Source organism: Microbacterium hydrothermale (assembly GCF_004854025.1).
GTDB lineage: Bacteria > Actinomycetota > Actinomycetes > Actinomycetales > Microbacteriaceae > Microbacterium > Microbacterium hydrothermale.
On the sequence record NZ_STGM01000002.1, the window covers coordinates 428,965 to 455,321 of the forward strand.

Annotated in this window: 22 protein-coding genes; 6 read left to right on the plus strand and 16 right to left on the minus strand. The window is 73.3% G+C overall.

What is annotated here, in order from left to right:
* Nucleotides 1–110: 110 nt before the first annotated feature.
* From FB047_RS05650 to FB047_RS05675, 6 genes are all read right to left on the minus strand, one after another.
* Nucleotides 111–332, minus strand: a complete 222-nt coding sequence (locus tag FB047_RS05650) for a hypothetical protein (protein ID WP_136586214.1) — start codon at nt 330–332, stop codon at nt 111–113.
* Between the two features lie 162 nt (nt 333–494).
* On the minus strand, nt 495–980 hold the full coding sequence (locus tag FB047_RS05655; protein WP_136586215.1) for a GNAT family N-acetyltransferase: 486 nt from the start codon (nt 978–980) through the stop codon (nt 495–497).
* Between the two features lie 290 nt (nt 981–1,270).
* Nucleotides 1,271–2,311 (minus strand): ABC transporter ATP-binding protein, encoded by a 1,041-nt coding sequence (locus FB047_RS05660; RefSeq protein ID WP_136586216.1) that lies wholly within the window; start codon nt 2,309–2,311, stop codon nt 1,271–1,273.
* Nucleotides 2,308–3,141 carry an ABC transporter permease gene (locus FB047_RS05665; RefSeq protein ID WP_136586458.1) on the minus strand — a complete coding sequence of 278 codons (834 nt, stop codon included), beginning with the start codon at nt 3,139–3,141 and terminating at the stop codon, nt 2,308–2,310. Before FB047_RS05665 ends, FB047_RS05660 begins: the two co-directional genes overlap by 4 nt.
* The gene (locus FB047_RS05670; RefSeq protein WP_240752641.1) at nt 3,138–4,013 is read right to left on the minus strand and encodes an ABC transporter permease; all 876 of its coding nucleotides are present in this window, start codon (nt 4,011–4,013) and stop codon (nt 3,138–3,140) included. Before FB047_RS05670 ends, FB047_RS05665 begins: the two co-directional genes overlap by 4 nt.
* On the minus strand, nt 4,010–5,254 hold the full coding sequence (locus FB047_RS05675; RefSeq protein WP_136586218.1) for an ABC transporter substrate-binding protein: 1,245 nt from the start codon (nt 5,252–5,254) through the stop codon (nt 4,010–4,012). Before FB047_RS05675 ends, FB047_RS05670 begins: the two co-directional genes overlap by 4 nt.
* A gap of 74 nt (nt 5,255–5,328) precedes the next feature.
* On the opposite strand from FB047_RS05675, the gene FB047_RS05680 reads away from it, so the two are divergent.
* The gene (locus FB047_RS05680; protein ID WP_136586219.1) at nt 5,329–6,024 is read left to right on the plus strand and encodes a TVP38/TMEM64 family protein; all 696 of its coding nucleotides are present in this window, start codon (nt 5,329–5,331) and stop codon (nt 6,022–6,024) included.
* Complete coding sequence (locus FB047_RS05685) at nt 6,017–6,643, plus strand: CDP-alcohol phosphatidyltransferase family protein (RefSeq protein ID WP_136586220.1); 627 nt, start codon at nt 6,017–6,019, stop codon at nt 6,641–6,643. The genes FB047_RS05680 and FB047_RS05685 overlap by 8 nt, the downstream gene beginning before the upstream one ends.
* A gap of 186 nt (nt 6,644–6,829) precedes the next feature.
* Here the strand turns inward: FB047_RS05685 and FB047_RS05690 are convergent, their stop codons facing one another.
* Complete coding sequence (locus FB047_RS05690; RefSeq protein ID WP_136586221.1) at nt 6,830–8,287, minus strand: dihydrolipoyl dehydrogenase family protein; 1,458 nt, start codon at nt 8,285–8,287, stop codon at nt 6,830–6,832.
* A gap of 38 nt (nt 8,288–8,325) precedes the next feature.
* Here FB047_RS05690 and FB047_RS05695 point away from each other — a divergent pair, with 38 nt between their 5' ends.
* A complete protein-coding gene (locus tag FB047_RS05695) occupies nt 8,326–8,997 on the plus strand; it encodes a methyltransferase domain-containing protein (protein WP_240752642.1) in 672 nt (223 codons plus the stop codon).
* Between the two features lie 58 nt (nt 8,998–9,055).
* On the opposite strand, the gene FB047_RS05700 is transcribed toward FB047_RS05695, so the two are convergent.
* Entirely contained in the window at nt 9,056–10,078 is a 1,023-nt protein-coding gene (locus FB047_RS05700; protein WP_136586222.1) for a methylenetetrahydrofolate reductase C-terminal domain-containing protein, read from the minus strand.
* Between the two features lie 65 nt (nt 10,079–10,143).
* On the opposite strand from FB047_RS05700, the gene FB047_RS05705 reads away from it, so the two are divergent.
* From FB047_RS05705 to FB047_RS17205, 3 genes are all read left to right on the plus strand, one after another.
* On the plus strand, nt 10,144–10,806 hold the full coding sequence (locus FB047_RS05705; RefSeq protein ID WP_205822686.1) for a pyridoxine/pyridoxamine 5'-phosphate oxidase: 663 nt from the start codon (nt 10,144–10,146) through the stop codon (nt 10,804–10,806).
* Nucleotides 10,807–10,808: 2 nt separating this feature from the next.
* A complete protein-coding gene (locus tag FB047_RS05710) occupies nt 10,809–11,645 on the plus strand; it encodes an FAD binding domain-containing protein (RefSeq protein ID WP_136586224.1) in 837 nt (278 codons plus the stop codon).
* Nucleotides 11,646–11,811: 166 nt separating this feature from the next.
* Nucleotides 11,812–15,045 (plus strand): molybdopterin-dependent oxidoreductase, encoded by a 3,234-nt coding sequence (locus tag FB047_RS17205; RefSeq protein ID WP_240752643.1) that lies wholly within the window; start codon nt 11,812–11,814, stop codon nt 15,043–15,045.
* A 268-nt stretch (nt 15,046–15,313) separates the two neighbouring features.
* Here FB047_RS17205 and FB047_RS05730 read toward each other — a convergent pair whose 3' ends face one another.
* The 8 genes from FB047_RS05730 to FB047_RS05765 all read right to left on the minus strand — a co-directional run bounded on the left by FB047_RS05730 (nt 15,314) and on the right by FB047_RS05765 (nt 26,285).
* The gene (locus FB047_RS05730; RefSeq protein ID WP_136586225.1) at nt 15,314–16,177 is read right to left on the minus strand and encodes a PhzF family phenazine biosynthesis protein; all 864 of its coding nucleotides are present in this window, start codon (nt 16,175–16,177) and stop codon (nt 15,314–15,316) included.
* 150 nt (nt 16,178–16,327) lie between these two features.
* Complete coding sequence (locus FB047_RS05735; protein ID WP_136586226.1) at nt 16,328–17,611, minus strand: allantoate amidohydrolase; 1,284 nt, start codon at nt 17,609–17,611, stop codon at nt 16,328–16,330.
* Between the two features lie 49 nt (nt 17,612–17,660).
* Nucleotides 17,661–18,893: a pyridoxal-phosphate-dependent aminotransferase family protein gene (locus FB047_RS05740; RefSeq protein WP_136586227.1), complete on the minus strand. Its 1,233-nt coding sequence runs from the start codon at nt 18,891–18,893 to the stop codon at nt 17,661–17,663.
* Nucleotides 18,894–19,233: 340 nt separating this feature from the next.
* Nucleotides 19,234–20,907, minus strand: coding sequence for an AtzH-like domain-containing protein (locus tag FB047_RS05745; RefSeq protein WP_136586228.1), 1,674 nt, complete (start codon nt 20,905–20,907; stop codon nt 19,234–19,236).
* 235 nt (nt 20,908–21,142) lie between these two features.
* On the minus strand, nt 21,143–22,333 hold the full coding sequence (locus FB047_RS05750) for an acetamidase/formamidase family protein (RefSeq protein ID WP_240752644.1): 1,191 nt from the start codon (nt 22,331–22,333) through the stop codon (nt 21,143–21,145).
* The gene (allB, locus tag FB047_RS05755) at nt 22,330–23,664 is read right to left on the minus strand and encodes an allantoinase AllB (protein WP_240752645.1); all 1,335 of its coding nucleotides are present in this window, start codon (nt 23,662–23,664) and stop codon (nt 22,330–22,332) included. Before allB ends, FB047_RS05750 begins: the two co-directional genes overlap by 4 nt.
* Nucleotides 23,665–23,715: 51 nt before the next feature.
* Entirely contained in the window at nt 23,716–24,540 is an 825-nt protein-coding gene (locus FB047_RS05760; RefSeq protein WP_136586230.1) for an aspartate/glutamate racemase family protein, read from the minus strand.
* Complete coding sequence (locus FB047_RS05765) at nt 24,537–26,285, minus strand: NCS1 family nucleobase:cation symporter-1 (RefSeq protein ID WP_136586231.1); 1,749 nt, start codon at nt 26,283–26,285, stop codon at nt 24,537–24,539. The genes FB047_RS05760 and FB047_RS05765 overlap by 4 nt, the downstream gene beginning before the upstream one ends.
* Nucleotides 26,286–26,357 lie beyond the last annotated feature (72 nt).

Consider the following 26,357-nt stretch of genomic DNA (forward strand, 5'->3'; position numbering starts at 1 on the left):
TGCCCCAGCGTCGGACTCGCCCCTGTCGTGAGATTCGGCGTCAGGGTCGCCCCTTTCTCGGGCGAGAAGGGCCGCCAGCGGATCGACGAGCGCGGCGAGAAGATCCCAGATCACGCCCATCGGGTGGGGCGCCTCCGCGCCCGCCAGTACCAGCCCCACGCGACCACGCATGTCCCGCCCACCCAAAGAGCGAGAACGGCACTCCATATGGGCAGAACGCGGCCGGTCGAGGTCGGGTCGGAGATCAGCAGCGGTACGGCCAAGATCCCGCACAGCAGGAAGATGACTCCCAGCCAGATGACCCCGGTAGGGCGCGTGGGTCCGTCTGTCATCGTCGAATGCTCGCAGTGGTACGCACGGCTGCCACCGCTTGCAATCCGCCCCAACGCATTGAAGCGTGCGGCCCGTGATGCGACCCCGGCCCGGGCAGCGAAGGTAGATTCTGCAGCCGATCTCGTCCCGACAACTCTCGTACGTTCGTTTCGCCCCTGAGCTCAGAGTCCGACGGGACCGCGCGAAAGTCGCCACGTCACGAACGGCTGTTCGTTCGGTCCCGCGCGAAACCGATCCGTGGGAACCCAATTGCGTTCCCGGTAGAAGCGCTGTGCACGCTTGTTGCCGTGCCAGACTCCGAGTTCGGCTTGTCGCAGACCGAGCGATTGAGCGAACTGGGTGTAGAGCATGGTCCCTATTCCCGATCCGATCCGCTCGGGAATGACATAGAGCCCGACGAGCTCGACGGGCTCCGCTTCTTCCGGCGGGACGCGGAAGTGAATGAAGCCGGCCATTCCCGTGGGCGTATCGACAACGAAAGTCTTTCGGTGGGCTTCCGATAAAAATCGCGTCCACATGTTCAGGCGACTGCGCTCGGATTCGCCATCTCGGAGAGAGTCACCGTAGTAGAAGGCTCGTGAGGCCACATGGAGAGCCGTGATCGTTTCAGCGTCCTCAGGTTGTGAGGGCCGGACAGGAGGCGTCATTCACAGATTCAACCATCACCCCGAACGTGCCCCTCTGTCGCGCCACAGGCGGCGTAACACCCGTCGAATAGCTGGGCGGCGACACGTCGAACGGTGACGCCCACATCATCCACAGCGTCGGCGATCACAACGGCACCGTCTCCGCGAGCGTCCTACCCGAGGCCTTCGTTAATCCGCCTCAGCGGTAAGCGCCTCATCCGTCCTGGGCGGGTCTCGGTCAGGAACCAGTGGCTCCGCGACACCGCGTGCGGAGCCGTCAGGCACGCGGGTCGAGGCCGCCCCTACGCACGTCAGCCCGCGATGACGTGCGCAAGAGCCTCCGGCACCGACAGCGTGACCTCGTCCCCCGGTCGCAGCGGCGAGATCGACCCGACCTCCGCGTGCAGTTCGAGCGCGCCCGCGTCGACGGTGATTTCGCTGCGCGCGCCCACCGGCCGGCGCGATCGGACCGTTCCGACGATGCGCAGGGGGCCGGCATCCGCCCCCTCTCCCACCCGCACGTCCTCCTGCCGGAAGACGAGGGTCGCGGGCCCGTCGGCGAGGCCCGTCGCGGCGACCTCACCGAGCGCGCTGCGATGGATGCCGCCGCGCACCTCGCCCGGGACGGCGTTGCGCGTGCCCATGAGCTCGGCCGCGCGCAGACTCCCCGGGCGGCGGTAGGCCTCGACGACCGTGCCCTCGTGCAGCAGGCGGCCGTGCTCGACCAGCGCGATGCGATCGGCGACCCGCGCGGCTTCGTCGCGGTCGTGCGTGACGAGCAGGATCGTCGGGGCGACGTCGGCGCGCACCGCCTCGAGCAGATCGTGCATGTCGGCCCGCAGCGCCGAGTCGAGCGCGCTGAACGGTTCGTCCAGCAGCAGCACGGCGGGCTCGGCGGCGAGGGCGCGGGCGATCGCGACGCGCTGCTCCTGCCCGCCCGACAGCTCCCCGACCCGGCGTCGGCCGTACCCGGCGAGCCGCACGGTGTCGAGGTAGCGCTCAGCGCGCTCGCGGGCGCGGGCACGCGGCATCCCCGACACCCGGTCCGAGAACGCGACGTTGTCGAGCACCGACAGGTGCGGGAACAGCAGGGAGCGCTGGAAGACCATGCCGACGCCGCGCTGCTCGGCGGCGACGGCGGCGACGTCGCGGCCGGCGATCGCGACCGTGCCGCGGTCGGGCGACTCGAGGCCGGCGATCACGCGCAACAGCGTCGATTTGCCCGATCCGCTGGGTCCGAGCACCGCGGTGCAGGTTCCCGCGGCGACCGTCAGCGACAGGTCGTCGAGGGCGGGGTCCGTCGAGGCGGCGAAGGTCTTGGTCAGTCCCGAGAGGACCAGGTCGGCGCTCACGCGCTCACCTCTTTCGACGAACGGGTGCGGCGGCGGCCGAAGGCCAGCACGCCGACGAGCAGCAGGACGGGCGGGGCGACCGCCGAGAGCGACATCAGGGCGACTGCGGCGTCGTTGCCCAGCCCCGCGGCCGCCGAGGCGACGACGAGGGGCAGGGTGACGACCTCTCCCCCGCCGACGATGAGGGTGACGATGTAGTCGCTCCACGCCACGAGGAAGGCGAGGAACGCGGCGCGCGCGAGCGCCGGTGCGATCAGCGGAAGCTGCACGCGGCGGAGCACCTGCAGGCGCCCGGCACCGAGGAGGCGCGCCTCCTCCTCGTAGGAGCGGTCGTACGCGCCGTAGGCGGTGCGCATCACGAACGCCGTGTACGGCAGCGCCATGACCGTCAGCACCATCGCCACCCCGACGAGCGAGGGCACGTGCGCGCGCAGCAGCACGACGTTGACGCCGAGAACCGCCGCGAAGGGCGGGAGCGCGATCGGCGCGAGCAGCAGCACCGAGACGAACCGCGCCCCCGGCACGGCCCCGAAGGTGAGCGCGCGGGCGGCGAGCGCACCCAGCAGCGTCGCCGCGATCGCGACGACGACCCCGAGCACGAGCGAGCGGCCCAGAGCCGGCACCGCGCCGAGCGCGATCGCCTGGTCGATCGAGCGGATGCCGAGAGCGGTGGGGAGCACGGACGGGAAGCTCCAGCGGTCGGCGAACGACCACAGCACGAGCGGCAGCAGGGGCAGAGCGAACCACCCCGCGAGGGCGACGGCGAGCAGTCGCCGCAGGGCCTTGCCGGCGCCGCGCGAGCGGGTGAGGGGACTGTCGACGGCGGTCATCGCCACGCCGCCGTCCGCCGGAGCGCAGCGAAGGTCAGGGCCACCGCCGCGAGGGCGAGCACGCTCGTGACGAGGGCGACGGCCGCCGCCTCGGGCCGCGAGTCGAGGGACACACCCTGGAACAGGCGCACCGCGAGCACGGGCAGCGGCTCGGGCGAGGTGCGTCCGAGCAACCACAGCACCTCGTACGACCCGAGCGCGTAGACGAAGCTGATCGCCGCTCCGATGAGGATCGTCGGCGCCGTCAACGGCAGCAGCACGTGACGGAAGCGCTGCGCGCGGCCCGCGCCGAGCAGCGCCGCTGTCTCGTCGTAGGTCTGGATGCGGGTCGCGAGCGTGCCCGTGACGATGAGGGCGATGAACGCCGACTCCTTCCACGCCAGCTCGACGATCGCGGCGCCCCAGAGCGGTCCGCCGACCCACGGCGCCCACGACTCGGGAGGGATGCCGAGCAGGCGCGGCAGCACGCCGGCGTCCGACAGCAGCAGCCCCACGGTGGCGGCGGCGATGAGGTGCGGGATGGTGACGGTGAGGGTGCCGAGGGCGGCCACCGCGCGGCTGCTGCGCGTGCGCGAGACGATCACGATCGCCGCGAGCGTGCCGATGACCACCGCCAGCACGGTGCTGACCGCCGCGACGCTGAGCGAGACCCCGACCGCGGCGAACAGCTCGCCCGGACGCGCGGTGAAGGCCTCGACCCCCGGGGTGGGCCGCCCCACCACCGGCAGCAGCCCGAACGCCTGCAGCGCCGTCGCCCCGATGCCGCCGCCCAGCACCACGAGCGAGAGCACGGCGGCGGGCAGCACCAGCAGCGCCCCGCGCAGCTTCTCGCGGGGCGAGCCGGCGCGCCGGGCGACGGGCGCCCAGGTCACCGCGACAGCACGTTCTGCCGCCAGCCGTCGTCGAGTGCGGGGACCCATTCGGCGGCGAGCTCGCCGTGCGCGTTGCGCGAGAGCTCGTCATACGGCGGCACGACGGGCGAGACCGGCAGGGCGTCGAAGAGGGCGCGGTCCTCGGCCGACAGGGCGTTCAGGTCGAGCACGGGGAACTGCCCCCACACGTCGGGCTCGGCCTTCTTCGCCTGCTGCTCGGCCGACAGGGCGACGTTGGCGACGACCATCGCGCCCGCCGCGGCGTCGGAGTTGACGGGCAGGCCGAGGAAGCTGGCGTTGCCGACCGTTCCGTCCTCGAGCGTCAGCACCTTGGTCTGCGCGGGGTAGGTGCCGTCGGCGACGAGGCCCGTGAGGGTCGCCGGGCCGTAGGTCATGGTCATGTCGACCTGACGGTCGGCGAACAGCTGACCGAGCTCGGTCTCGTTGGCGGGGTAGGTGTCGCCGCCGCGCCAGAGGTTCGGGGCGAGCGTGTCGAGACGGCTCCACAGGGCCGGCGTGAGCTCGTCGAAGGCGTCCTGCGAGAAGGCCGTGGGCACCTCGTCGGCTCCGCCCGACACGCTCGCGAGGGCTTCGCGCACGAACACCGAGCCGGTGAAGTCCGGCGGCGCGGGATACGTGAACCGACCGGGGTGGGCGTCGGCCCAGTCGAGCACCCCGGCGAGGGTGGTCGGCGGGTCGGGGATCGCTTCGGCGTTGTACGCCAGGGTGAACTGCGCCTTGTGCCACGGCGCCTCGCACCCGTCGACGGGGGTGCCGAAATCGGACTGCAGCAGCGGGTCGTCGGCCGAGGTGTTCGCTATCGACGGCAGCATCCCGGTCCAGCCGCAGCGCCACGCCCCGGCCTCCTTGCCCGTGCGGAAGTTGTCGCCGTTGACCCACACCAGGTCGACGCTGCCGTCCTCGCGGCCGGCCTGGAGCTCGGTGAAGACGCGGTTCAGCGCGTCGCGGGTGTCGGTGACGGGAACGCGCTCGAGCGTCACGCCGTACTCCGCGACCGCGGGCGCGAGCACGTCGTCGATGTAGGCGTTGCCCTGGTCGTCGCCGCCGTACATCCACAGCTGCACGGTCTGACCCTTCGCGGCCGAGAGCACGGCATCCCAGTCGGCGAACTCCGCCGTGTCGGGGGCCGCGGGCGCGGCGCAGCCGGCGAGGGCGAAGAGGGCGGATGCCGCGGCCACGGTGATCGCGGCGAGACGACGTCGGTGTCGAAGGGGGGTCATGGGGGCTCCTCGGTCGGGACCGGCGACCGCAGGTCGCGTGCGGACTTAGGGTATGGGGAAGCGGAGGGTGATCGATGGAACCGAACCGAACCGACGCGCCCGCGCGCGGTGCGATGCGCCGACCCCTTCTCCGTCTGGTGCTTCTCGGTGTCTTCGTCGCCGTCGTCGCAACGGTTGGTTTCGTCTTCGTCCCGCACGACGTCGAACAGATCCGCGCGTGGTCGACCCAGGTCGGCTGGACGGGTGTCGTGCTGTTCACGCTGCTTTACGCGGCGCTGACGTTGAGCCCCGCCCCGAAGAACGTCCTCGGCATCGCCGCCGGTCTGGTGTGGGGCTTCCCGGTGGCGTTCGCGATGGTCTACATCGGTGCGCTGCTCGGGGCCGCGGCATCCTTCCTGATCGGTCGCGCCCTCGGCCGCGAGGCCGTCGAACGCTTCACGGGGGCGCGGGTGGCCCGACTGGATGCCGCGCTCGGGCGCCGCGGACTCCTCGCGGTGCTGAGCGCCCGGCTCATCCCCGTCATCCCGTTCACGCTCATCAACTACGGCGCCGGCCTGACCTCGGTGCGGCGCCGCGACTACGCGATCGGCACCGCGGTCGGCATCCTCCCGGGGTCGGCCGCGTACGTGGCGCTCGGCGCGTTCGGGTGGGAGCTGGGTCCCGGGTTCTGGATCGCGCTGGCCGCGATCGGCGTGCTCGTGATCGGCGGACTCGTCGCGGGGGCGATCGTGCGCCGCCGTCGCGATCAGCGGGGAGCGCCGGATGCTTGATCGCACGATGCGCGCGGTGCTCTCGGGTCCCCTGGATGCCGCGGCCGCGGCCCTCGACCGTCCCGGGATCACGCCCGACCGGCTCACCGTCGCCGGCCTCGTGCTCGCCCTGGCCTCGGCCGGTGCAGCCGCCGCGCAGTGGTGGGTCGTCGCAGCGGTTCTGTGGCTGCTGTCGCGGGTGGCCGACGGGCTCGACGGCACGCTCGCGCGGCGGCGGCGGGCGCGCGGAGACGGCGGCGAGAGCGAGGCGGGCGGATTCCTCGACATCGCGGCCGACTTCATCGCCTACGGCGCCGGCGTCTTCGGCGTCGCGTGGGGCGCGACGGTGGCGTTCGGCATCCCGTGGTGGCCTTTCCTGCTCGTGCTGCTGACGTACTACGTCAACGGCACGGCGTTCCTGGCGTTCTCATCGATCGCCGAACGCACGGGCCGCCGCATCGACGACGGGCGGTCGCTGTCGTTCCTCGGGCGCATCGCCGAGGGCACCGAGACGATCGTGGTGCACACCCTCTGGCTGCTGCTGCCGTTCTGGGCCGGGTGGATCGCCCTCGTGTGGGGCGTGTTCGTGGGGATCAGCGCCGTGCAGCGGGTCGTCGTGGGGTACCGCCTGCTGCGGTGACCGCCGGGGCGCGGCGGCCCCGGGAGCGCGCGACGCCGCGACGGCGTCGACCCGGGTCGGGACGGGCATCAGCCCCGCCGACCTCGGGCCCGCGCCTCAGCCCGCCGCCGCACGCACCGCAGCCGGCCCGACCCCGCGCGTCAGCCCCGCCGCCGCATGCGCCGCAGTCGGCCCCTCCCCGCCGCGTCAGCCCCGACGCCGCCGCACGCGCCGCAGCAGCCGGATCACCGCGGCGACCGCGCCCGAGCGCAGGGCGCCCTGGGCATCGCGCACGGCGGCGTTCCAGCCGGCATCCGAATACGTCGGGTAGGCGTGCAGCACGCCCGCCAGGTCGCGCACCGAGAGACCGCGCGAGACCGCCGTCGACAGCTCCCCGAGCGACTCCCCCGCGCGCGGACCGACGATCGTGGCACCGACCACCCGCCCCTTGCGGTCGACCGCGAGGCGCGTGAACCCCGCGGTGCGGCCCTCGGCGATGGCCCGGTCGAGGTCGTGGTGCGCGGTCTCGACGATGCGCACGTCCGCGTCCGCGGCATCCGCCGTCGACGCCCCCACCGCCGCCACCTCGGGAGAGGTGAAGGTCACGCGCGGAACGTCGTCCAGCCGCACGCGGCGCTTCAGACCGAGCACGGCGTTGGTGGCGGCGATGCTGCCGAACATCCCCGCGGTGTGGGTGAAGCGCGGCAGCGGTGTCGCGTCGCCCGCGGCGCGGATGCGCGGGTTGCTCGTGGCGAGGGTGCGGTCCACCGCGATCGCGCCCGAGCGGTCGAGGTCGACGCCCGCGGCATCCAGTCCCAGTCCCGTCGTGTCGACGCGGCGGCCGAGGGCCGCGAGCACGCGGTCGGCGACCACCGTCGTGCCGTCGCTGAGCCGCGCGGTCGTTCGCCCGTCGCCGCGGGAGGCGTCGGCGAGCGTGGTCCCGAGACGCACGTCGACGCCGTCGGCGCGCAGGGCCGACAGCACCAGGGCGCTCGCGGCGGGATCCTCCTTCGGCAGCAGCCGCTCGCCGCGGTGCACGAGGGTCACGCGCGAGCCGAGGCGCGCGAAGGCCTGGGCCATCTCGCATCCGATCGCCCCTCCGCCCAGCACGAGCAGGGTCGCGGGCAGCTCGTCGAGGTCCCAGAGCGTCTCGTTCGTGAGCACGTCGACGCCCTCCGGCACGATCGGCGTGCTGCCGGTCGCCACCAGCGCATCCCGGAAACGGATGCCGACGCCCTCGACGACCAGCGAGCGGGGGCCGTCGAACCGGGCGCGGCCGCGCAGCGTGTAAACCCCGGTCTCGGCGAGCGCCTCGGGCGAGTCCACGGGTTCGATCGCGGCGATCGCCCCCTTCACGTGGGCCATCACGGCGGCGAAGTCCACCCGCACGCCGTCGACGTGGACGCCGAGTCGCGCCGCGTCGCGCGCGTCGTGCGCGGCGTCGGCCGCGGCGATGAGCGCCTTCGACGGCACGCAGCCGGTGAATAGGCACTCCCCACCGAACCCGTTCGCCTCGATGAGAAGCACCCGCGCCCCGAGCACGGCCGCGGTGCGGGCTCCGACGAGGCCGGCGCTCCCGGCCCCGACCACGACGAGGTCCCACTCCGCCCGACCCGCTTCGACGGCGGTGAGCGGACGGGCGCGGCGACGCGAGACGGAGGTCATTCCCGAAGCCTAGGGTGGTCGGAAGAGGGGGTGGCGCGATGACGACACCGATGCGCCGCTACGGCGTCGGCGCACGCTGGTACGACGTGCTCTCGGGCGAACGCTGGGTGTACCGGGCGGGCCGGGAGGCCGGCATCCGCCTTCTCGATCCGCGCCCCGGCGACACCGTGATCGACCTCGGGTGCGGCACCGGACTGAACTTCGCCGGTCTCGTCGCGGCCGTGGGACCGACGGGACGCGTGATCGGCGTCGACCGCAGCTCCGACATGCTGGCCGTGGCCCGTCGTCGCATCGGCGCTGCCGCCGCGGGGTGGCACGACATCGTCACGCTCGTCGAGGCCGACGCCGCGACGCTCGACCCCGCGACCCTTCGCGCCGCCGCCGGAGGACGGGGAGCGGATGCCGTCTTCTCGACCTATGCGCTGAGCGTGATCCCCGCGCGCGACGAGGCCTGGCGCCGCGCGTGCGCCGCGGTACGCCCGGGCGGACGCGCGGGCATCGTCGACATGCAGCGCCCGCGGGGCCGCTGGCGCGTGCTCGAACCCCTCGCCCTGCTGGCGTGCGCGACCGGGGGCGCCGACATCGACGCGCACCCGTGGCGACTGCTCGAGCGCGACGCCGCCGACTCCCGGAGCGTCGTCCGCGCCGAGCGCAAGGGCGGGCACCTCGTCGCGGTGGCCGCCGAGCTCTCGCCCGCCGTCACGCGCTGACGCGCCCGGCGCCCGCCCCGCGCCCGCCCGGCGCGCGCCCCCCCGTGCCCCCGCGCGCTCAGCGCAGCCGGCGCGCGATCTCGGCGAGGGCTTCGGCGAACGATTCCTCGGCGCCCTCGCGACCGCCCGACAGGTTGACGCCGACGACGCCCGGCACGGCGAGCATCTCCCGCGCCATCTCGACCGCGAGCGAGATCCCCTCCGCCCGCGGGTCGCGCGAGCGCCGCACGCGCTCCAGGAAGTCCTCGGGCAGCACCAAGGTCGTGAACGACTCCAGCAGGTCGGCCGACGCGTGATCGACGACCACCGGCACGCACGGGATGTACCGGATACCGTCTCCCGCCTCCTCGATGAACCGGCGCACGGGCGCCGCCCCGCCGGCGTGGTTGACGAAGCACACGTCCGCTCCGGCCCGGATCTTCTCGCGCAGCCGCGCCGCGCGTCGGTCCGTCGGCGGGGCCGCCGGTGAGGCCGCCACCGACACCGCGTGCCCGGCGGCGCGGGCCAGCGCGGCGGCCTCCGTCGAATCCAGATCGAACACCGGCGCGGCATCCGGTCGGTGTCCCGTGCGGGTGTGGTCGCCGGTCACGCAGTGCACCCCCGCGACCCCCTCGACCGCGAGGGCCGCGAGCTCGCCCTCGATCGCCACGCGATTGCGGTCGCGCATGTTCAGGCCCGTCCACACGCGCAGGCCCCGGCTCTGCAGCAGGTGCGCGCGGTAGGCGGGAGGGAACTGGACCCGCGCGCTTCCCGCGTCGCCGGCGAGGACGGCATCCACCTCTCCGGAGAGGATCGCGGCGCACCGATCGATGGATGCCACGCTCAGCGCCCGCGCGGGAAGATCGGCCACCACCCAGGGGCGGGTGCCGAGGGCGTCGAGGGTGCGCGCGGCGGCGGCCGTGCGCGGCGCCGGGGCCACCTCGGTCGAGCGGTCGAGTCCCGTCCACGGCACGGTCGGGCGGTGCAGGAACGCGCAGCGGTGCGCCGCGTCGACCTCGCACGATCCGTCGAAGCCGACCCCGCCGCAGGGGCCGTACTCCATGCTCTTCGGGCAGGTGTCGATGAGGGGCAGCACGCTCATGCCGGGAGTGTACGAACCCGGTGTTTCGTCGAATGTTCATGACGGCAACATCGCCGAAACGCGTGGTGCCTACGCTCGTCGCTACCCGCAGCATCCCCGGAGGTCGCATCGCCATGATCACGGCCGGCACCACGTTCGGTTCCGACGTCGACGACGTCGACACGCTCGTCGACGACCCGCTCGGCCTTCTCGTGCGCTGGCTCCCTCCGCACGACAGCGAACTGCGGCCCCTCGCCGCCCTGGCCACGATGGGCCGCGACGGACTGCCGTCGCTGCGACACGTGCTGGTGAGCGACCGCGACCTGACCGGGCTGTACTTCCACACCGACGCCGCGAGCGCCAAGGTCGCGCAGATCGCGGCGAACCCGGTCGCCGCGATGTCGGTCGCCTGGCCCGAGGTGGGGCGGCAGCTCGTCGTGCGCGGCATCGTCGAGCGCGTCGGCGCCGATGAGGCCGCCGAGGTATACCGCCAACGCTCGCGCTACCTGCAGCTGCTCGCGTGGCTGAACACCGACGAGAACGCGCACCTGCATGTGCTCGAACGTCGACACCTGTGGGCGGAGTTCGACGCCGCGCACCCCCACCTCGACCCGCCGGAACGCTGGGTCGGCTTCCGCGTGCGCCCGGTGACGCTCACCTTCTGGCGGGGCGACGCCCTCGGCCAGAGCACGCGGCAGCACTACACCCTCGCCGACGGGCGCTGGACCGGCCGGATCAAGGCGGGCTGAGCATGGACATCACCAGCGTCACCTCGTACCGCGTCGCGCGCTCGCGCGCCGACCTCGCCCTGCGCCCCGGCGAGGTCGTGATGGCCGGCGGCACGTGGCTCATGAGCGAGCCGCAGCCGCATACGACCGGCTTCGTCGACCTGACGGGACTGGGCTGGGCCGACCTCGAGGCGACCGACGAGGGTCTGCGCATCGGAGCGACGTGCACGATCGCCCGCCTGCTCGCCTGGGTCGAGCACGAGGCGCCCCTCGACTGGACGTCGCTCGCCCTCGCGCGCCCCGCGGCCGACGCACTGCTCGCCTCGTTCAAGATCTGGAACACCGCGACCGTCGGCGGCAACGTCTGCCAGGCCTTCGCGGCGGGCGCGATGATCGCGATGCTCTCGACCCTGGATGCCACGGCTCTGATCTGGACGCCCGATGGCGGCGAGCGCCGCATCGCGGTGGCCGATCTGGTCGTCGACAACGCCGCGACCTCGCTCGCTCCGGGGGAGGTCGTGCGCGCCCTCGACATCCCGGCACGGGCCCTGACCGCACGCGTGGGGCTGCAGAAGATCGCCCTCGCCGAGCTGGGACGCTCGGGCGCCGTCGTCACGGCGCGCGTCGACCCCGACGGCACGAGCGTGTTCGTCGTGACCGCCGCGGTGCGTCGCCCGCGGGTGCTGCGCTTCGCGCGCGTCCCCGGGGCCGGGGAGCTGCGCGACGCCGTCGCCGGAGCCACCGACTTCTACACCGATCCGCTGGGCAGCGCCGATTGGCGTCGCGGCGTGAGCATCGTGCTGGCCGAGCGCCTGCGGGCGGGTTTCGCCCGTCACCCGTTGCAGCGGGGTGCCGCGTGAGCGGCGGGGCCCTCGTGCCGCTCTATCCGCGCATGTCGACGTCTTCACGGTGGGCGTGCGGCGAGGATCCGGGCGCACCCTCCGGAGCGCGGCACCGGCGCGGCATCCGTTCCCACGACGAAGTGCCCGCACCGCACCGCCCCTCGACCGCCGGGGAGGCGACCGCGTGAGATTCCATGTCAACGGTTCCCCGGTCGAGGCGGAGCCGCGGCCCGGCCAATGCGCCCGCACACTGCTGCGCGAGACGGGTCACGTCGAGGTCAAGAAGGGCTGCGACGCCGGAGACTGCGGCGCCTGCTCCGTGCTGCTCGACGGCACCCCCACGCACTCGTGCATCGTGCCCGCGATGCGTCTGGAGGGTCGCGCGATCACCACGGCCGCGGGCCTCGCCCCCGGCGACGACCTGCACCCGGTGCAGGAGGCGATCGCGACGGGCTTCGGATTCCAGTGCGGCTTCTGCTCCCCGGGGATGAGCGTCACGGCGTCCACCCTGGGCGCCGACGACCTCGACGACCTCGACCGCCGCATGAAGGGCAACCTGTGCCGCTGCACCGGGTACCGCCCGATCCGCGAGGCCATCCGGGCCTCGGTGCTGGGCCCCGTCCGTGAGACGGGGAGCGGGGCGGATGCCGCGGGAACGGGCGCCGTAGGGACGGGCGCCGCGGGGACGGGCGCCGCAGGGACGGGCGCCGCAGGGACGGGCGCCGCGGGGACGGGCGCCGCGGGGACGGGCGCCGCAGGGACGGGCGCCGCACGGGCGGGCGCCGACGCCTGTGGCGCGGGTTGCGGCGGACACGCCGGCGCCTCCGCCGCAGCCGGATCCGCCCCGGCGGCGCGCACGACTCCTGCAGAACCGCGCGGTCCGCTGCCGTCCGCCCCGGAACAGCCCGATCTGCAGGAGTCCTGCACGCCCGCGACCACCGCGCGCGTCGGCGCCTCGGTCATCCCCGAGGCCGCGCGCCGCCTCGTGCAGGGCCGCGAACCGTTCACGCTCGACGAGCCCGTGCCCGGCGGCCCGCCGCTCGTGCTGCGAGTCGTGTCCTCGCCGCACGCCCACGCGCGCGTCCGCTCGATCGACACGTCCGCGGCGCTCGCGCTGCCGGGAGTGGTCGCCGTGTTCACCCACGCCGACGTGCCCGAGGTGCGCTACTCCTCCGGTCGGCACGAGCACCGCACCGACGACCCCGACGACACGCGCATGCTCGACGATGTCGTGCGGCACGTCGGGCAGCGCGTGGTCGCGGTCGTGGCCGAGACCGCGGAGGCGGCGGATGCCGGATGCCGCGCGGTCCGGATCGACTACGACGTGCTCCCCGCGGTCTTCGACCCCGAAGAGGCGCGTCGCCCGGGGGCTCCCCTGCTGCATCCCGACCGCACGCCCGACGAGCGCGTGATGGAGGCCGGACGCAACGTGGTCGCCGGCTTCCACACCGGTCACGGCGGCGACATCGACCAGGCCCTCGCCGCGAGCCACGCGACGGTGACCGGCGAGTGGCGGTCGTCGCGCGTCACGCACGCGGCCCTCGAGACGCACGCGGCCGTGGGATGGCTCGACGACGACGGGCGCCTCGTCATCCGCTCGTCGACGCAGGTGCCGTTCCTCGCCCGCGACGAGATCGCGCACATCTTCGGCCTCGAACGCGATCGCGTGCGCGTGTTCGCCGCGCGCGTGGGCGGCGGCTTCGGCGGCAAGCAGGAGCTGTTCACCGAAGACCTCACCGCCCTGGCCGTGCTGACGCTCGGCCGTCCGGTGGTCTACGAGTTCTCGCGCACCGATCAGTTCGTGCGGGCGTCGCTGCGGCATCCGATGCGCGTGCGCGCGACCCTCGGGGCGGATGCCGCGGGCTCGCTCACCGCGATGAAGATCGACGTGCTGAGCGACACCGGCGCCTACGGCAACCACGCGATCGGCGTGCTGTTCCACTCGTGCGCCGAGTCGACGACGCTGTACCGGGTGCCGACGAAGTGGATCGACGCCGAGGCGGTGTACACGAACAATCCGCCGTCGGGGGCGTTCCGCGGGTACGGGCTCGGGCAGGTCGTCTTCGCGGTCGAGTCGGCGATGGACGCGCTCGCGCAGGAGCTCGACATCGACCCCTTCGACCTGCGACGCATCAACGCCGTGCGCGAGGGCGACCCCCTGCACCCCGACGACGACGAGGAGTACGAGGAGGACCTGATCTGGGGCAGCTACGGCCTCGACCAGTGCCTCGACCTCGCGCAGGACGCCCTGCGACGCGGCAACGGCGTCGACGCTCCCGAGGGGTGGCTCGTCGGCGAGGGGATGGCGACCGCCATGATCGCGACGATGGCTCCCCGTGGCCACATCGCCCACACCACCGCCACCCTGCGCCCCGACGGCACGTACCTGCTGCGGGTGGGGACGGCGGAGTTCGGCAACGGCACCTCGACCGTGCACCGCCAGATCGCCGCGACCGTGCTCGATGCGTCGCCCGAGCGCCTCGAGCTGTGGGCCGCCGACACCGACGCCGTGCGCCACGACACCGGGGCCTTCGCCTCGGCCGGAACGGTGGTCGCGGGCAAGGCGCTCTTCGGCGCGTGCACGGCGCTGCGGCGGCGGATGGTCGACCTCGCGCGAGAACTCGCGACCGGGGATGATGCCCGGGACCTCGCGATGGCGGCATCCGCCGTCGGGTCGGGGGCGCGCGGGTCGGCCGAACGCGCCGGGTCGTTCGAGGGCGGCGAGGTCGCGGTGGCGGCATCCGGCGTCGGGTCGGGCGTCGGCCGCGACGCGTCGTTCGAGGACGGCGAGGGCGCGGTGGCGGCATCCACCGTCGGGTCGGGCGTCGGCCGCGACGCGCCGTCGAAGGACGGAGAGGTCGAGTTCACGGCATCCGGAATCCGCGTGGGGGACGAGATCGTCTCTTGGGCGCGGATCGTCGCGGCCTCGGGCGAGAGCGAGCTCACCGCGGACGGCGCGGAGTTCGGCGACCTCCGTTCGCTCGCGTTCAACGTGCACGCGGTGCGCGTGGCCGTCGACCCGCAGACCGGGACGGTGAAGGTGCTGCAGTCGATCCAGTCGGCCGACGCCGGGGTCGTCATCAACCCCGCCCAGTGCCGCGGGCAGATCGAGGGCGGGGCCGCGCAGGCGCTCGGTGGCGCGCTGTACGAGGAGGTGCTGCTCGAAGACGGCGTCGTGCAGAATCCCGTGTTCCGCACGTATCGCGTGCCGCAGTTCGCCGACGTACCCGACACCGAGGTGTACTTCGCCGAGACCGACGACTCCCTGGGCCCGTTCGGCGCGAAGTCGATGAGCGAGTCGCCCTACAACCCCGTCGGTGCGGCGATCGGCAACGCGGTGTCGCGAGCCGTCGGCCGTCGAGGGTACGAGCTGCCGTTCTCGCGCGACCGGGTGTGGAGGCTGGCCGGCGGGGAGTGAGGCGATTCCGGCTGCGGCGGGGGGCTCGTCCCACTTGTCGCCGGTGCTCGTCCCACAAATGGCCGGTGCGCGCCGGCTCGACCGACCATAAGTGGGACAAGGGGGCGAAGGACCGGGCCGCACGCGCAGGCCGGCGGCAGGCGCAGGCCGGGGGCAGGCGCGGGCCGGGGCGCACCCTCGTCCCACATATAGCCGGTGTTTGTCCCACATATTGCCGGTGCGGGCCGGCTCAACCGGCCACAAGTGGGACAAGCCGGGCGCGACGTGCTCAGCCCTCCTGCAGCGCAGCCGTGCCGGAGACGCGGATGCCGCCGGATGCCGGAACCTCCACCTCCAGGACGCTCGGCCGGCCGATGTGCCGGCCCTGCCGCACGGTGAAGGCGAAGGGCGAGGGCAGGCCGAGTCGGTCACGCAGGTACGCGCCCAACGAGGCCGCGGCGGAGCCGGTGGCGGGGTCTTCGGTGATGTCGCCGACGGGGAAGAGGTTGCGCGCTTCCACGACGACGCCGTCGACGAGCTCGCCCGCGACGTGCGCGGTGATGACGGTGCCCTTCCAGCCGCGTTCGTCCATGAGCTCACGGAGCTCCGCGGGGTCGAACGTGAACGAATCGAACGTCTCGCGGGACGCGATCGCGACCACCGGATGCAGATTGCCGGCGAAGGCCTGCGCGAGCGGTATCCGGTCGTCGAGATCGGCGCGGTCGAGTCCCAGGATGCCGAGGAGTCGGTCGGCGACGTCGGGCTCGAGCTCGATCGTGTCGGGCTCGACGCTCGTGAACCCGGCGGTGACGTGGCCCTCGGCGTCGCGGTCGGTCGCGACCTCGATCGCGCCCGCTGCGGTGTCGAACGTGAACGGCCCGACTCCCTCCGCCTCGGCGAGGGCGACCGCCGTCGCGATGGTCGCGTGTCCGCAGAAGGGAACCTCGGCGCCCGGGGAGAAGTACCGCACGGCGACCCGGCGGCCGTCGCGCTCACCGACGAACGCCGTCTCCGGGTGGCCGAGGTCGGTCGCGATGCGCTGCATGTCCGCGTCGTCGAGGTCCGTCGCATCCAGGACCACTCCCGCGGGGTTGCCGCCGCCCGGTTCGGCGGCGAAGGCGAGCAGGTGCAGGATGCCGGGTGTTTCGGTCATCCAGCGATTCTCGCGCAGGTCGCCGCCCGTCGCCGGGGGCCAGTCGGGGATCGGTGGACCGGTGCGGCGGCCGCCCCGGTACCGGTACACGCGCCGCCGAACGCCCCCGCCGCGGCACCGGTCCATCCGCTGCCGGACGCACCCCTCGCCTCAGCGCCGCTCCGCCCCCAGGTGCAGGATCGCCTCGGCGAGAGCGCGCAGTCCCGCCGCGACGTCCGCCCCGCTCACGGCCTCGTCGGGGTGGTGGCTGATGCCGTCGGGATTGCGCAGGAACAGCATGCCCACCTCGGTGATCGCACCGATCGACATCGCGTCGTGGCCGGCGCGGCTGAACAGCGTCGGGGCCTCGGATCCGATGCCGGCGCGCACGACGTCCTGCAGCAGCGGCGCGCAGAACACGGCGGGGGCGCTGTGCACCTCGCGCGAACGCCAGCGCAGACCCCGGCGGCCCATGATCGCGTCGAGCTCGTTCGAGATCTCGACCCAGGTGCGATCGCGCGCGTCGTCGAACTCCCCGCGCAGGTCGAGGGAGAAGTGCGCCTCGCCCGGGACGACGTTCACCGCGCCGGGGAAGGCCTCGAGCTGACCGACCGTGCCGATGATGTGGTGCTCTCCGCGGCAGACGCGCTCGACGGCGAGGGCCGCCTCGCTCGCCCCGAGGAGAGCGTCGCGCCGCATGTCGTAGGGCGTCCCGCCGGCGTGCCGGGCCTCGCCCTCGACGACGAGCTGGAACCGACGGGCCGAGGCGATCGACGACACCGCGGCGAGCGCCTGCCCGCTGCGGTGCAGCTCGGGTCCCTGCTCGATGTGGGCTTCGAGGTACGCGACGAGCTCGTCGGGTCGGCGCGCGGCCTCGCCCACGCGTCCGGGGTCGAGACCGAACTCGCGGAACGCCTCGCGCAACGTGGTGCCGTCTGCGTCGGCGAGGTCCCACCACGCGGGGTCCCACTGCCCCGCGACGGCCGAAGAGCCCAGCAGGGCCTTGCCGAAGCGCGTGCCCTCCTCGTCGCTGAAGGCGATCACCTCGAGCGCGAACGGGAAGGGACTGGATGCCGCGCCCTCGTCGTCGATGAGACGGAGCAGCCGGACGACCTCGAGCGCCATCAGCACCCCGACGATCCCGTCGAAGCGTCCGGCGTCGGGGACGGTGTCCAGGTGCGACCCGAGCAGCAGGGCGGGGGCGTCGGGGGCGCCCGCGGGAGCGAGTCGTCCGACCTGGTTGCCCGCGGCATCCTGCCGGGTCGTCATGCCGAGCTCGCGCATCCACTCCGCCGCGAGGCGGTTGACCCGCGCGTGCTCGGGCGAGAGGTAGACGCGGGTGATGCTCCCCGGCGTCGCGGTGACCCGCGCGAGTTCTTCGCACCGCCCCATGACGCGGCGGGCGGCGGCCGCGATGCGCTCGGGAGCCGCCTGCAGGCGGGTCGCGGTGGTCATCGGCGGGCCCCGGTTGCGGCGTCGCGCGGAGCGGAGGACGAGCGAGGACTCACTCCCCCGCCCCCGCGTACACGCCCTGCGCCGCCTCGACCCCGCCGCCGGCGGCGACCGTCGCCCCGTGGCGGCGCAGCACCGTCTCGAGGGCGGCGAGCGTGGTGAGCACGGCGTCCTTCCGGGCGTTGTAGCCCATCGTGCCGATGCGCCAGACGCGGCCGTGCAACGGGCCGAACGAGGTGCCGATCTCGATGCCGAAGTCGCCGAGCAGCTCGCTGCGCACGGCGTCGCCCACGACGGCGTCCGGGATCTCGACGGCGACGACGTTCGTCATCTTGTGCGCGACGTCGCCGAAGACGGTGAGCCCGAGGCCCTCGACGCCCGCGAGCATCGCGTCGCCGTGCAGCCGGTGCCGCGCGATGACCTCGTCGCGCCCCTCGAGCAGCAGCACGCGCGCGCACTCGCGCGCGCCGTAGAGCATGGTCGTCGCCTCGGTGTGGTGGTTCAGGCGCCGCGGTCCCCAGTAGTCGAGGATCATCGCGAGGTCGAAGTAGTTCGAGCGGATGAAGTCGGATGCCACGGCATCCCCCTCCTCGCGGATGCCGGCCTCGACGCGGGCCCGCGAGCGCACGACCTCGACGGCGCGCTCGGACAGGCTGATCGGCGCCGATCCCGAGGGACCGCCGAGGCACTTCTGCAGGCCGGCGGTCGCGGCATCCAGGCCCCAGGCGTCCATCTCGAACGGGTTTCCCCCGAGCGAGGCCGTCGCGTCGGTGTAGAACAGGGCGCCGTGGGCGCGGCAGATCTCGCCGATCTCGTCGAGCGGCTGGAGCATCGTCGTGGAGGTGTCGCCCTGCACGCACGCGACGAGGTGGGGCTTCACCCGCTCGATTGCCGCGCGGATCGTCGAGACCGGGAAGACCTGCCCCCACGGCACCTCGATCGTGTGCACCTCGGCGAGGGCGCGCTCGGCGATCTCGGCGAGCAGGTGCCCGAAGCGGCCGAAGACGGGGACGAGCACGCGGTCGCCGGGGTGGATCAGCGAGACCATCGCGGCCTCGATGCCGGCGCGGCTCGTGCCGTCGATCAGCAGCGTGGCGTCGTTGGACGTGCCCCACACCTGCCGGTACAGCTCCTGCGTCTCGGTCATCGTGGCCGTCATGAAGGGGTCGTACTGACCGACGAGCGGGGCGCCCATCGCGCGCAGCACGCTCGGGTACGCCGAGATGGGGCCGGGACCCATGAGCAGGCGAGCGGGCGGATCGATCGGGCCGGGGAGGTGGGACATCAGGACTCCAGGGAGCGGGGGTGGTGGGACGTCGGGCGGGTGCGGCCGGTGCATCGCGGTGCGGGCGTGCGGGCGAGCGAAACTCCTGAAACGCCGGCCGCGAATGCCGCTGGAACCGGTGCCGAAGCGAGATCGTGCCCGATTCTCAGGAGTTCCGCCCGTGTCCACCCGCCGTCGTCGGGCGTGGACGCGCGCCGGGAGGCAGGGAGCGACCAAGCGGCGCGAGCGGGCGAAACTCCGGAAGAACCGACGGTGGATGCCACGCCGGCGCCGGCCGCCGACCGCTCGGGGCGGAATGTCAGGAGTTTCGCACGGCGGCCGGCCGACGCCGCGACGCGGGTCATCGGCCGGTCCCCGCCCCGACCAGGGCGTGCAGCCGACGGGCGAGACGCACCAGCGCGATGTCGGTGCCCGCGCGCGCCACCAGGCACACGCCGACGGGAGCGCCGCCGACGGTCAGCAGCGGCACCGAGATCGCGGGCAGCCCCGCCGCCGCCGCGGGGGCGGTCATGCGCAGGGTCGCTGCGCGGACGGCATCCACGTCGGCCGTCCGCAGCGGCGCGGGGCCGGGAACGGTCGGGAAGATCAGCACCGCCCCGTCGACCAGCTCGGCCAGGTGCGCGGCGATCGGCTCGAGGTCGGCGCGGGCGCGGGACTCCTCGGTCGCGGTGATCTGCGACGCGGCGCGGAAGCGCTCCGCGACCGCCGGGCCCACGGCCCCGGGGTGCGCGCGCAGCCACTCGCCGTCGTTGCGCCACGCCTCGGCGCCCTGCACGGTGCGGAACGCGGTGAAGGTGGCATCCAGGTCTCCCGTGTGCACGGCGCGGAACGAGGGCGGATCCTCGGATGCCGCCACCGCGGCCACCAGCCGCGAGAAGGCGTCGCGCGTGGCGGGGTCGACGCACGCGAGAATGTCCTCGGGCACGAGGAAGCGCCAGGGCAGGTCGTCGCCGGACGCCCCGTAGACGCTCTCGGTCGAGGCGGAACCGTCGTAGCTGAGGCACCACTCGGCGACCCGCTGGAGCGTCTCGCCGTCGCGGGTGAGCCAGCCGATCGTGTCGAACGACTGTGCGAGGGGCAGCATGCCCTGGCGCGGGACGAGGTCGTGCGTCGTACGCAGACCCCACAGCCCCTGGTACGACGCGGGCACGCGGATCGAGCCGGCGGTGTCGGTCGCGAGCCCGATGTCGGCGTGACCGAGGGCCACCGCCGAGGCCGGCCCGCTGGACGATCCGCCGGGCAGCGCCCCGACCACCGCGCCGTTGGGCGGGGTGCCGTAGTGCACGTTGTCGCCCGCGATCGAGTACGCGAACTCGTCGGTGCGCGCGATCCCCCGCAGCGACGCGCCCGCGCGCAGCAGGTCGGCGACGGCGGGAGCGGTGACTTTCTCGGGGCGCGCCTCCCCGAGCCAGGTCGGGTTGCCCGCGCCGATGCGGAAGCCCGCGATCGCGAAGAGGTCCTTGACCGCCACGGTGAGTCCCGCGAGCGGTCCCTCCCACGCGCCCTGCAGGAACGGGTCGCCGACGCTTTGCCAGATCGTGCGGTCGAGGGCCGGGGTGCGCGGGGTCACGTGCGCGGCCGTGATCAGCCACCGGCCGTCGACCCGCTGCCAGATCTGCGTCTGCAGGCCCCGGCCCCCGCCCGAGAACTGCGAGACCGAGATGAGCAGGGCGACGTCGCCGTCGGCGCTCGCGGTTCCGGATGCCGCGAGCCCGCCCCCCGACGCGAGCGGCCGGTAGTGGATCTCGGTGATCTCGCGCGGCGGCACGCCCCCGCGCAGCGACCGGAACCCGCTGATCGCCTCGTGCCCCACGAGCAGCCCCGCGGTGTCGCCGCGCAGGGTGTCGGAGCCGGGGGCGAAGAAGTCGTCGAGTGCGTCGAGGTCATTGGCGACGATCGCCCGCTCGTACGCGTCGAACGCCGCGCGCAGGTCGGCGGGGATCGGCGGGGAGCCCGTGGCCGAGCCCGGTGCGGGTGCAGCGGGCTCTGGCGTCGCCGTCGTGGCATCCGTCATCGTCCGCGCCCCCCTCCGCGCCGCGCCCCTCCGCGCTGCGTCTCCACGCGCTGCGCCCCTCCGCGCTGCGCCTCCCCGACCTGCGTCGACTGTCCGAAAAACCCGGACATCCCGAGGAACCGTCCGGGTGTTCTGGACGCTCGGCGGGGCGGGGTGGCGCCGGTGTCGGCCGGAACGCCCGCGAGGTCGCCGGCGGCGGCTTCGGCGCGGGCCAGGGCGGCAGCGAGGACGGGGCTCATGCGACGTCTCCTTCATCGTGCGAGGGAACGGCTTCGGACGGCGAGGCGACGGCACCGGATGCCAGGGCGACGGGCTCCACCGCGGGCACACCCGCGAAGTCCGCCTCCCGGATGCGGGCGTGCACCCCCGAGACGATGTCGACGACCTGCGAGATGTCGAAGTCGGTCGCGGCGCTGAGGTAGGCGTACGCGAGGTGCTCCGCCATCCCCCAGCGCCCCTCGATGAGCGCGAGCGACGCCCGCACGCACGCACGCATCGCGGCGTCGAGATCGGTGTCCATGCCGGTGGGAACGAGGTACTCCGGCGTGCGCACGAGCGGGCCGGTGACCTCTCCGAAGGCCGCGCGGGCGGCATCCGCCGGGATCACCTCGAAGCGGAGCGTCGCCCGCAGCGACGCCTCGAGCGCGGTGAGAGCGACCTCGCCGTCGCCCTGGGCGAAGTGCGGGTCGCCGACGTAGGCGAGGGCCCCCTCGACCTGCACCGGGAGGAACAGCGTCGTCCCCTCGACGAGCAGGTTCACGTCGATGTTGCCGCCGTGGGCGCCCGGCGGAACGGAGTGCGGCCGCTCGTCGGCGGCGACGGCGACCCCCATCGTCCCGAGGAAGGGGGCGAGCGGGAACGCGACGATCGGCTCGCCGCCCTCGACCACGGGGAGCGTCCCGTGCAGGATGCCGTCGCGCTCGGCGACCGCGGCGAAGACGCTGACGTTGTGCTCGCCGCGGGGCAGCTCGCCGACCAGGGCGCCCTTGCCGTGACGGTTGGAAACGACCCCGTACGGGACGCGCGGAGCGAGCGCCTCGACGGTGATCTTCAGCAGATCGCCCGGTCGGGCGCCCCGCACGCGCACGGGGCCGACGACGACGTGCGGACCGTCGGCGAAGGGGTCACGGCCGACGGATGCCGCGATCTCGATCGCGTCGGCGAGCACCTGGTCGGCGGGTACGCCGTGGGCCGAGAAGTAGGCGAGCGGGTCTTTGCCCTGGTCGTCGAGGATCCCCTCGTGGCTCACGGTGTCGAAGGTGACGCTCTCACCCGACGCGACCTCGAGCACCGCGGCGTCGGCAGCGCAGGGCAGTCGGCCCCACATCACCGTGGCAGGGGTGGCCGGCACGTAGTGATCGCCGGGGATCGACCCGACCCCCGGCTGGAGGATCTCGAGCGGGGAGGTCGGCGACACGGCGCTCACACCTCCACCGTCGCGGCGGTGCGGAGCAGCTCGCGGCCCTCGCGGTCGGTCACGGGCGCGCCGCGGCGGTACACCGACCGCCCGCGCAGCCACGTCTCGCGCACCGCACCGGTGAGCGTCTTGCCGTGCCAGGGCGACAGGGGGTGGCGGTACTCCAGGCTGGCGGCGTCGACGACGACCTGTTCGTCGGGGGCGAAGGCGACGAGGTGCGCGGGAGCGCCGACCTCGATCACCCCGAGACCGGTGAGGCCCGCGATCTTCGCAGGTCCGGTCGTCAGCAGCGGCAGCAGGGTCTCGAAGGCCAGGCCGCGCTCTCGCGCGGTCGAGTGGATCGCCGAGAGTCCGGTCTGCAGCCCCGCGATCCCACCCCAGGCGAGGCCGAAGTCGGGGTTGGTCTTGAGTTCGACCGTCGCGGGCGAGTGGTCGCTCACGATCGCGTCGACGGTGCCGTCGATCACTCCGGCCCATAGCAGGTCGCGGTTGTCGCCCCCGCGGATGGGCGGGCAGCACTTGAAGGCGCCGGCCCCGTCGGGCACCTCGGCGGCGTCGAGCGTCAGGTAGTGCGGGCACGTCTCGATCGTGAGGCGCACGCCCTCGGCCTTCGCCGCGCGGACGAGGTCGAGGGAGCCGCCGTCGGAGACGTGCACGATGTGCGCGCGGGCCCCCGTGCGGCGGGCGGCCGCGATGACCCGCTCGATCGCCGCGCGCTCGCTGAGCGGCGGTCGACTCGCCTCGAAGTCGCGGTAGCGCGGTCCGAGGGCGTCGTGGGCGGGCAGGTGCGCGGGGTCTTCGGCGTGCACGATGAGCAGCCCGTCGAAGGCGGCCAACTCCTCCAGGCACCGCTCGAGCTGGTCGGCGTCGAGGTGCCCGAACTCGTCGATCCCGCTCGGGGAGAGGAAGCACTTGAAGCCGACGACCCCGGCATCCGCCAGCTCGCGCAGCGAACCGAGGTTCTCGGGCACGGCGCCGCCCCAGTAGGCGACGTCGACGGCGAGCTTTCCCCGGGAGGCCGCACGCTTGGCCTCCAGCGCGTCGACCGAGGTGGTCACCGGGACGCTGTTGAGCGGCATGTCGACCACGGTCGTGACGCCGCCGGCCGCCGCCGCCGCGGTGCCGGTGGCGAAGCCCTCCCACTCGGTGCGGCCGGGTTCGTCGAGGTGCACGTGCGAGTCGACGAGCCCCGGCAGCAGCACCGCGTCGGCGGGGAGCACGGTGTCGGCGCCGACGTCGAACTCCTCGAAGGAGGAGACGACCCCGTCGTCGATCACGACCGTGGCGGGCGCGAAGGCGTCGCCGAGGAAGACCCGACGCGCGGCGATCCGTGTGCTCATGCCGCTCACGCTAAGCGGCTCGCGTTTCACGAATGTAACCGTCATCAACATTCATGCGAACACCTCGACATCCGCCGCCTGGGGAGGAGTCGTGAGCGCGAGAGAGCCCCCTGCCGACGGACCCGGGGTGGGCACGTGACCCGCCCCGATCCGCGAAGCGACCGGCACCCGCCCCTCCCGCACCGGCGGCGACGCGTACTCGTCGCGCTTGCTCGTGCCGAGTCCCATCCGCACCATTCCGGATGCCATCCCCACCGCCGCCGCGACCCCGTCGACGACCGGCACCCCGACGCGCGCCGTGAGCTCGGCGCACAGATCGGCCATTCCCGCACAGCCGAGCACGATCACGTCGGCACCGCCCGACGCGGCCTCGGCCGCGAAGCGTTCGATGGTCGCCACGGCCGCGGACCCGGTGTCCTCGAGGTCGAGGACCGGGATGCCGGTCGCCGCGAGCGAGACGCACGCCCGGTCCATGCCGTAGCGCCCCACGAGATCGCGGGCCCGACCGAGGGTGCGGCTCAGGGTCGTGACGACGCCGAAGTGCCGCCCCGACACCGCGGCCAGGTGCATCGCCGCCTCGGCGATCCCGACGACCGGAGCGTCGACCAGCTCGCGCGCCGCGTCGAGTCCCGGGTCGCCGAAGCACGCGATCACGTAGGCATCGGCGGGCGCGGGACCGTCGCGGTCCGCCGCGACGAGCTCGACCACCGCGGCGGCCGCGGCGACCTCGTCGACGTGGCTCTCGATCGCCGACGCCCCGACCGCGGGGCACACCGCGTCGACGACCACGTCGGGTCCCGCCACCCCCCGGGCGGCGTCCGCGATCTTCGCGGTCATCGCCCGGGAGGTGTTGGGGTTGATGAGCAGGATCCTCACGCGAGCAGGCCTGTGCGCGGGCCGGCGGCGGTCGCGCGCCCGGGCAGCGCTGTCCCGCGCTCCGGAACGGCGGCATCCTGAGCCGTTCGCGCGAGCACCGCGGGCGCATCCGCTCCCGAGCTTCCGGAGCCCGGCACCGGCACCCCGCCCGAGATCGCCGGGGGCTCGGATGCCGCGGTCGCGGCCGCTCCGTGGACCGCACCGTCCGAGATGCCCTCGGTTTCACCGTCGAACGTCGGTACCCGCGGGTCGAGACGCTCGAAGAGCAGGAAGAGCATCAGGCCGAGACCGCAGCCGATGAACCAGCTGTAATCGCTGATCCACGAAACGTTGAACAGTCCGAGGTCGGCGAACAGCTTCGGGAAGACGGCGATCGCGACCGTCGGCACACCCGCCGCGATGACGGCCTTGACCGCGTTCGGGTTGAAACCATTGCGGTACCAGTAGGGGCCCGCGGCATCCATCGTGAACATCGCGTCGACCTTCACGCGCTGGCGGGCGGCGAAGTAGTAACCGGCGATCAGGATGCCGAAGAGCGGGCCGATCAGCGCACCCAGCACGCCGAGCGAGTAGTGGATCGCGTCACTGTTGGAGTACCAGTTCCACGGCATGAGGAACGTCGAGCCGACCGCGGCGATCATGCCGCCCGCGCGCCACGAGATCTTCTTCGGGGCGACGTTGGAGAAGTCGAACGCGGGCGAGATGAAGTTGGCGACGATGTTGATGCCGACCGTGGCCGTGACGAAGGTGAGCCCGCCGAGCAGGATCGCGAACGGGGTGTCGATGCGCTCGACCGTCTTGATGGGGTCGGTCAGCAGTTCGCCGAACACCGGGACGGTGGCGGAGGCCGTGATGACGGTCAGCAGCGAGAAGAAGAGGAAATTGATCGGCAGGCCCCAGAAGTTGCCCTTCTTCACCGCGGCGAAGCTGTTGCCGTAGCGGGCGAAGTCGCCGAAGTTCAGCATCGGGCCCGAGAAGTACGACACGACCAGCGCGATCGCGGCGAACATCACCGGGATCGAGGCCCAGAAGTCGAGTTGGGTGGTGGAGAGGGTGAACGAGATGTTCTCGATGCCGGCCTGTGAGACGAGGTACACCGCAAGCACGATCATCACCAGGTAGACCGCGGGGCCCGCCCAGTCGATGAAGCGGCGGATGACCTCCATGCCGTTCCAGAACAGCAGGAACTGCGCGGTCCACAGGATCGCGTACGAGATCCAGCCGAGCGCCGACAGGCCCGCGAACGACACGTCGAGCAGGGCCGCGGAACCCGGGATGAACTTCAGGAACACGATGTTCAGCGACTCCGCCGCGAGGAAGGTCTGCACGCCGTACCAGGCGATCGCGATGAGGCCGCGGATGATCGCGGGGATGTTCGCGCCACGGATGCCGAAGACGACGCGGTTGATCACCGGGTAGGGCACACCCGTCTTCTGGCTGGGCTTGGCGACGAGGTTGGCGAACACCTGCACGATGACGATGCCGGCGATCAGCGCGACGAGCACCTGCCACGACTGCAGGCCGAGCGCGAAGAGCGATCCGGCCGTGACGTAGCCGCCGACCGAGTGCACGTCGCTCATCCAGAACGCGAAGATGTTGTAGCTCGACCACTTCTGCTTCCGCAGCGGAGCGAGGTCTTCGTTGGCGAGACGCTCGTCGTAGTGGGGCTTCATGTTGCCGCCCCCGTGGGGGTGGCCGGCGGCCTCCACGAGGTCGTGGGGGCCGGTGAGGGGGGTGGAAGTCATGTCATTCCTCTCAGGACGATGGATGCCACGACGTGGAGTCCGCGGCCGGAGTGGAGCTCTGATGTGAAGTTA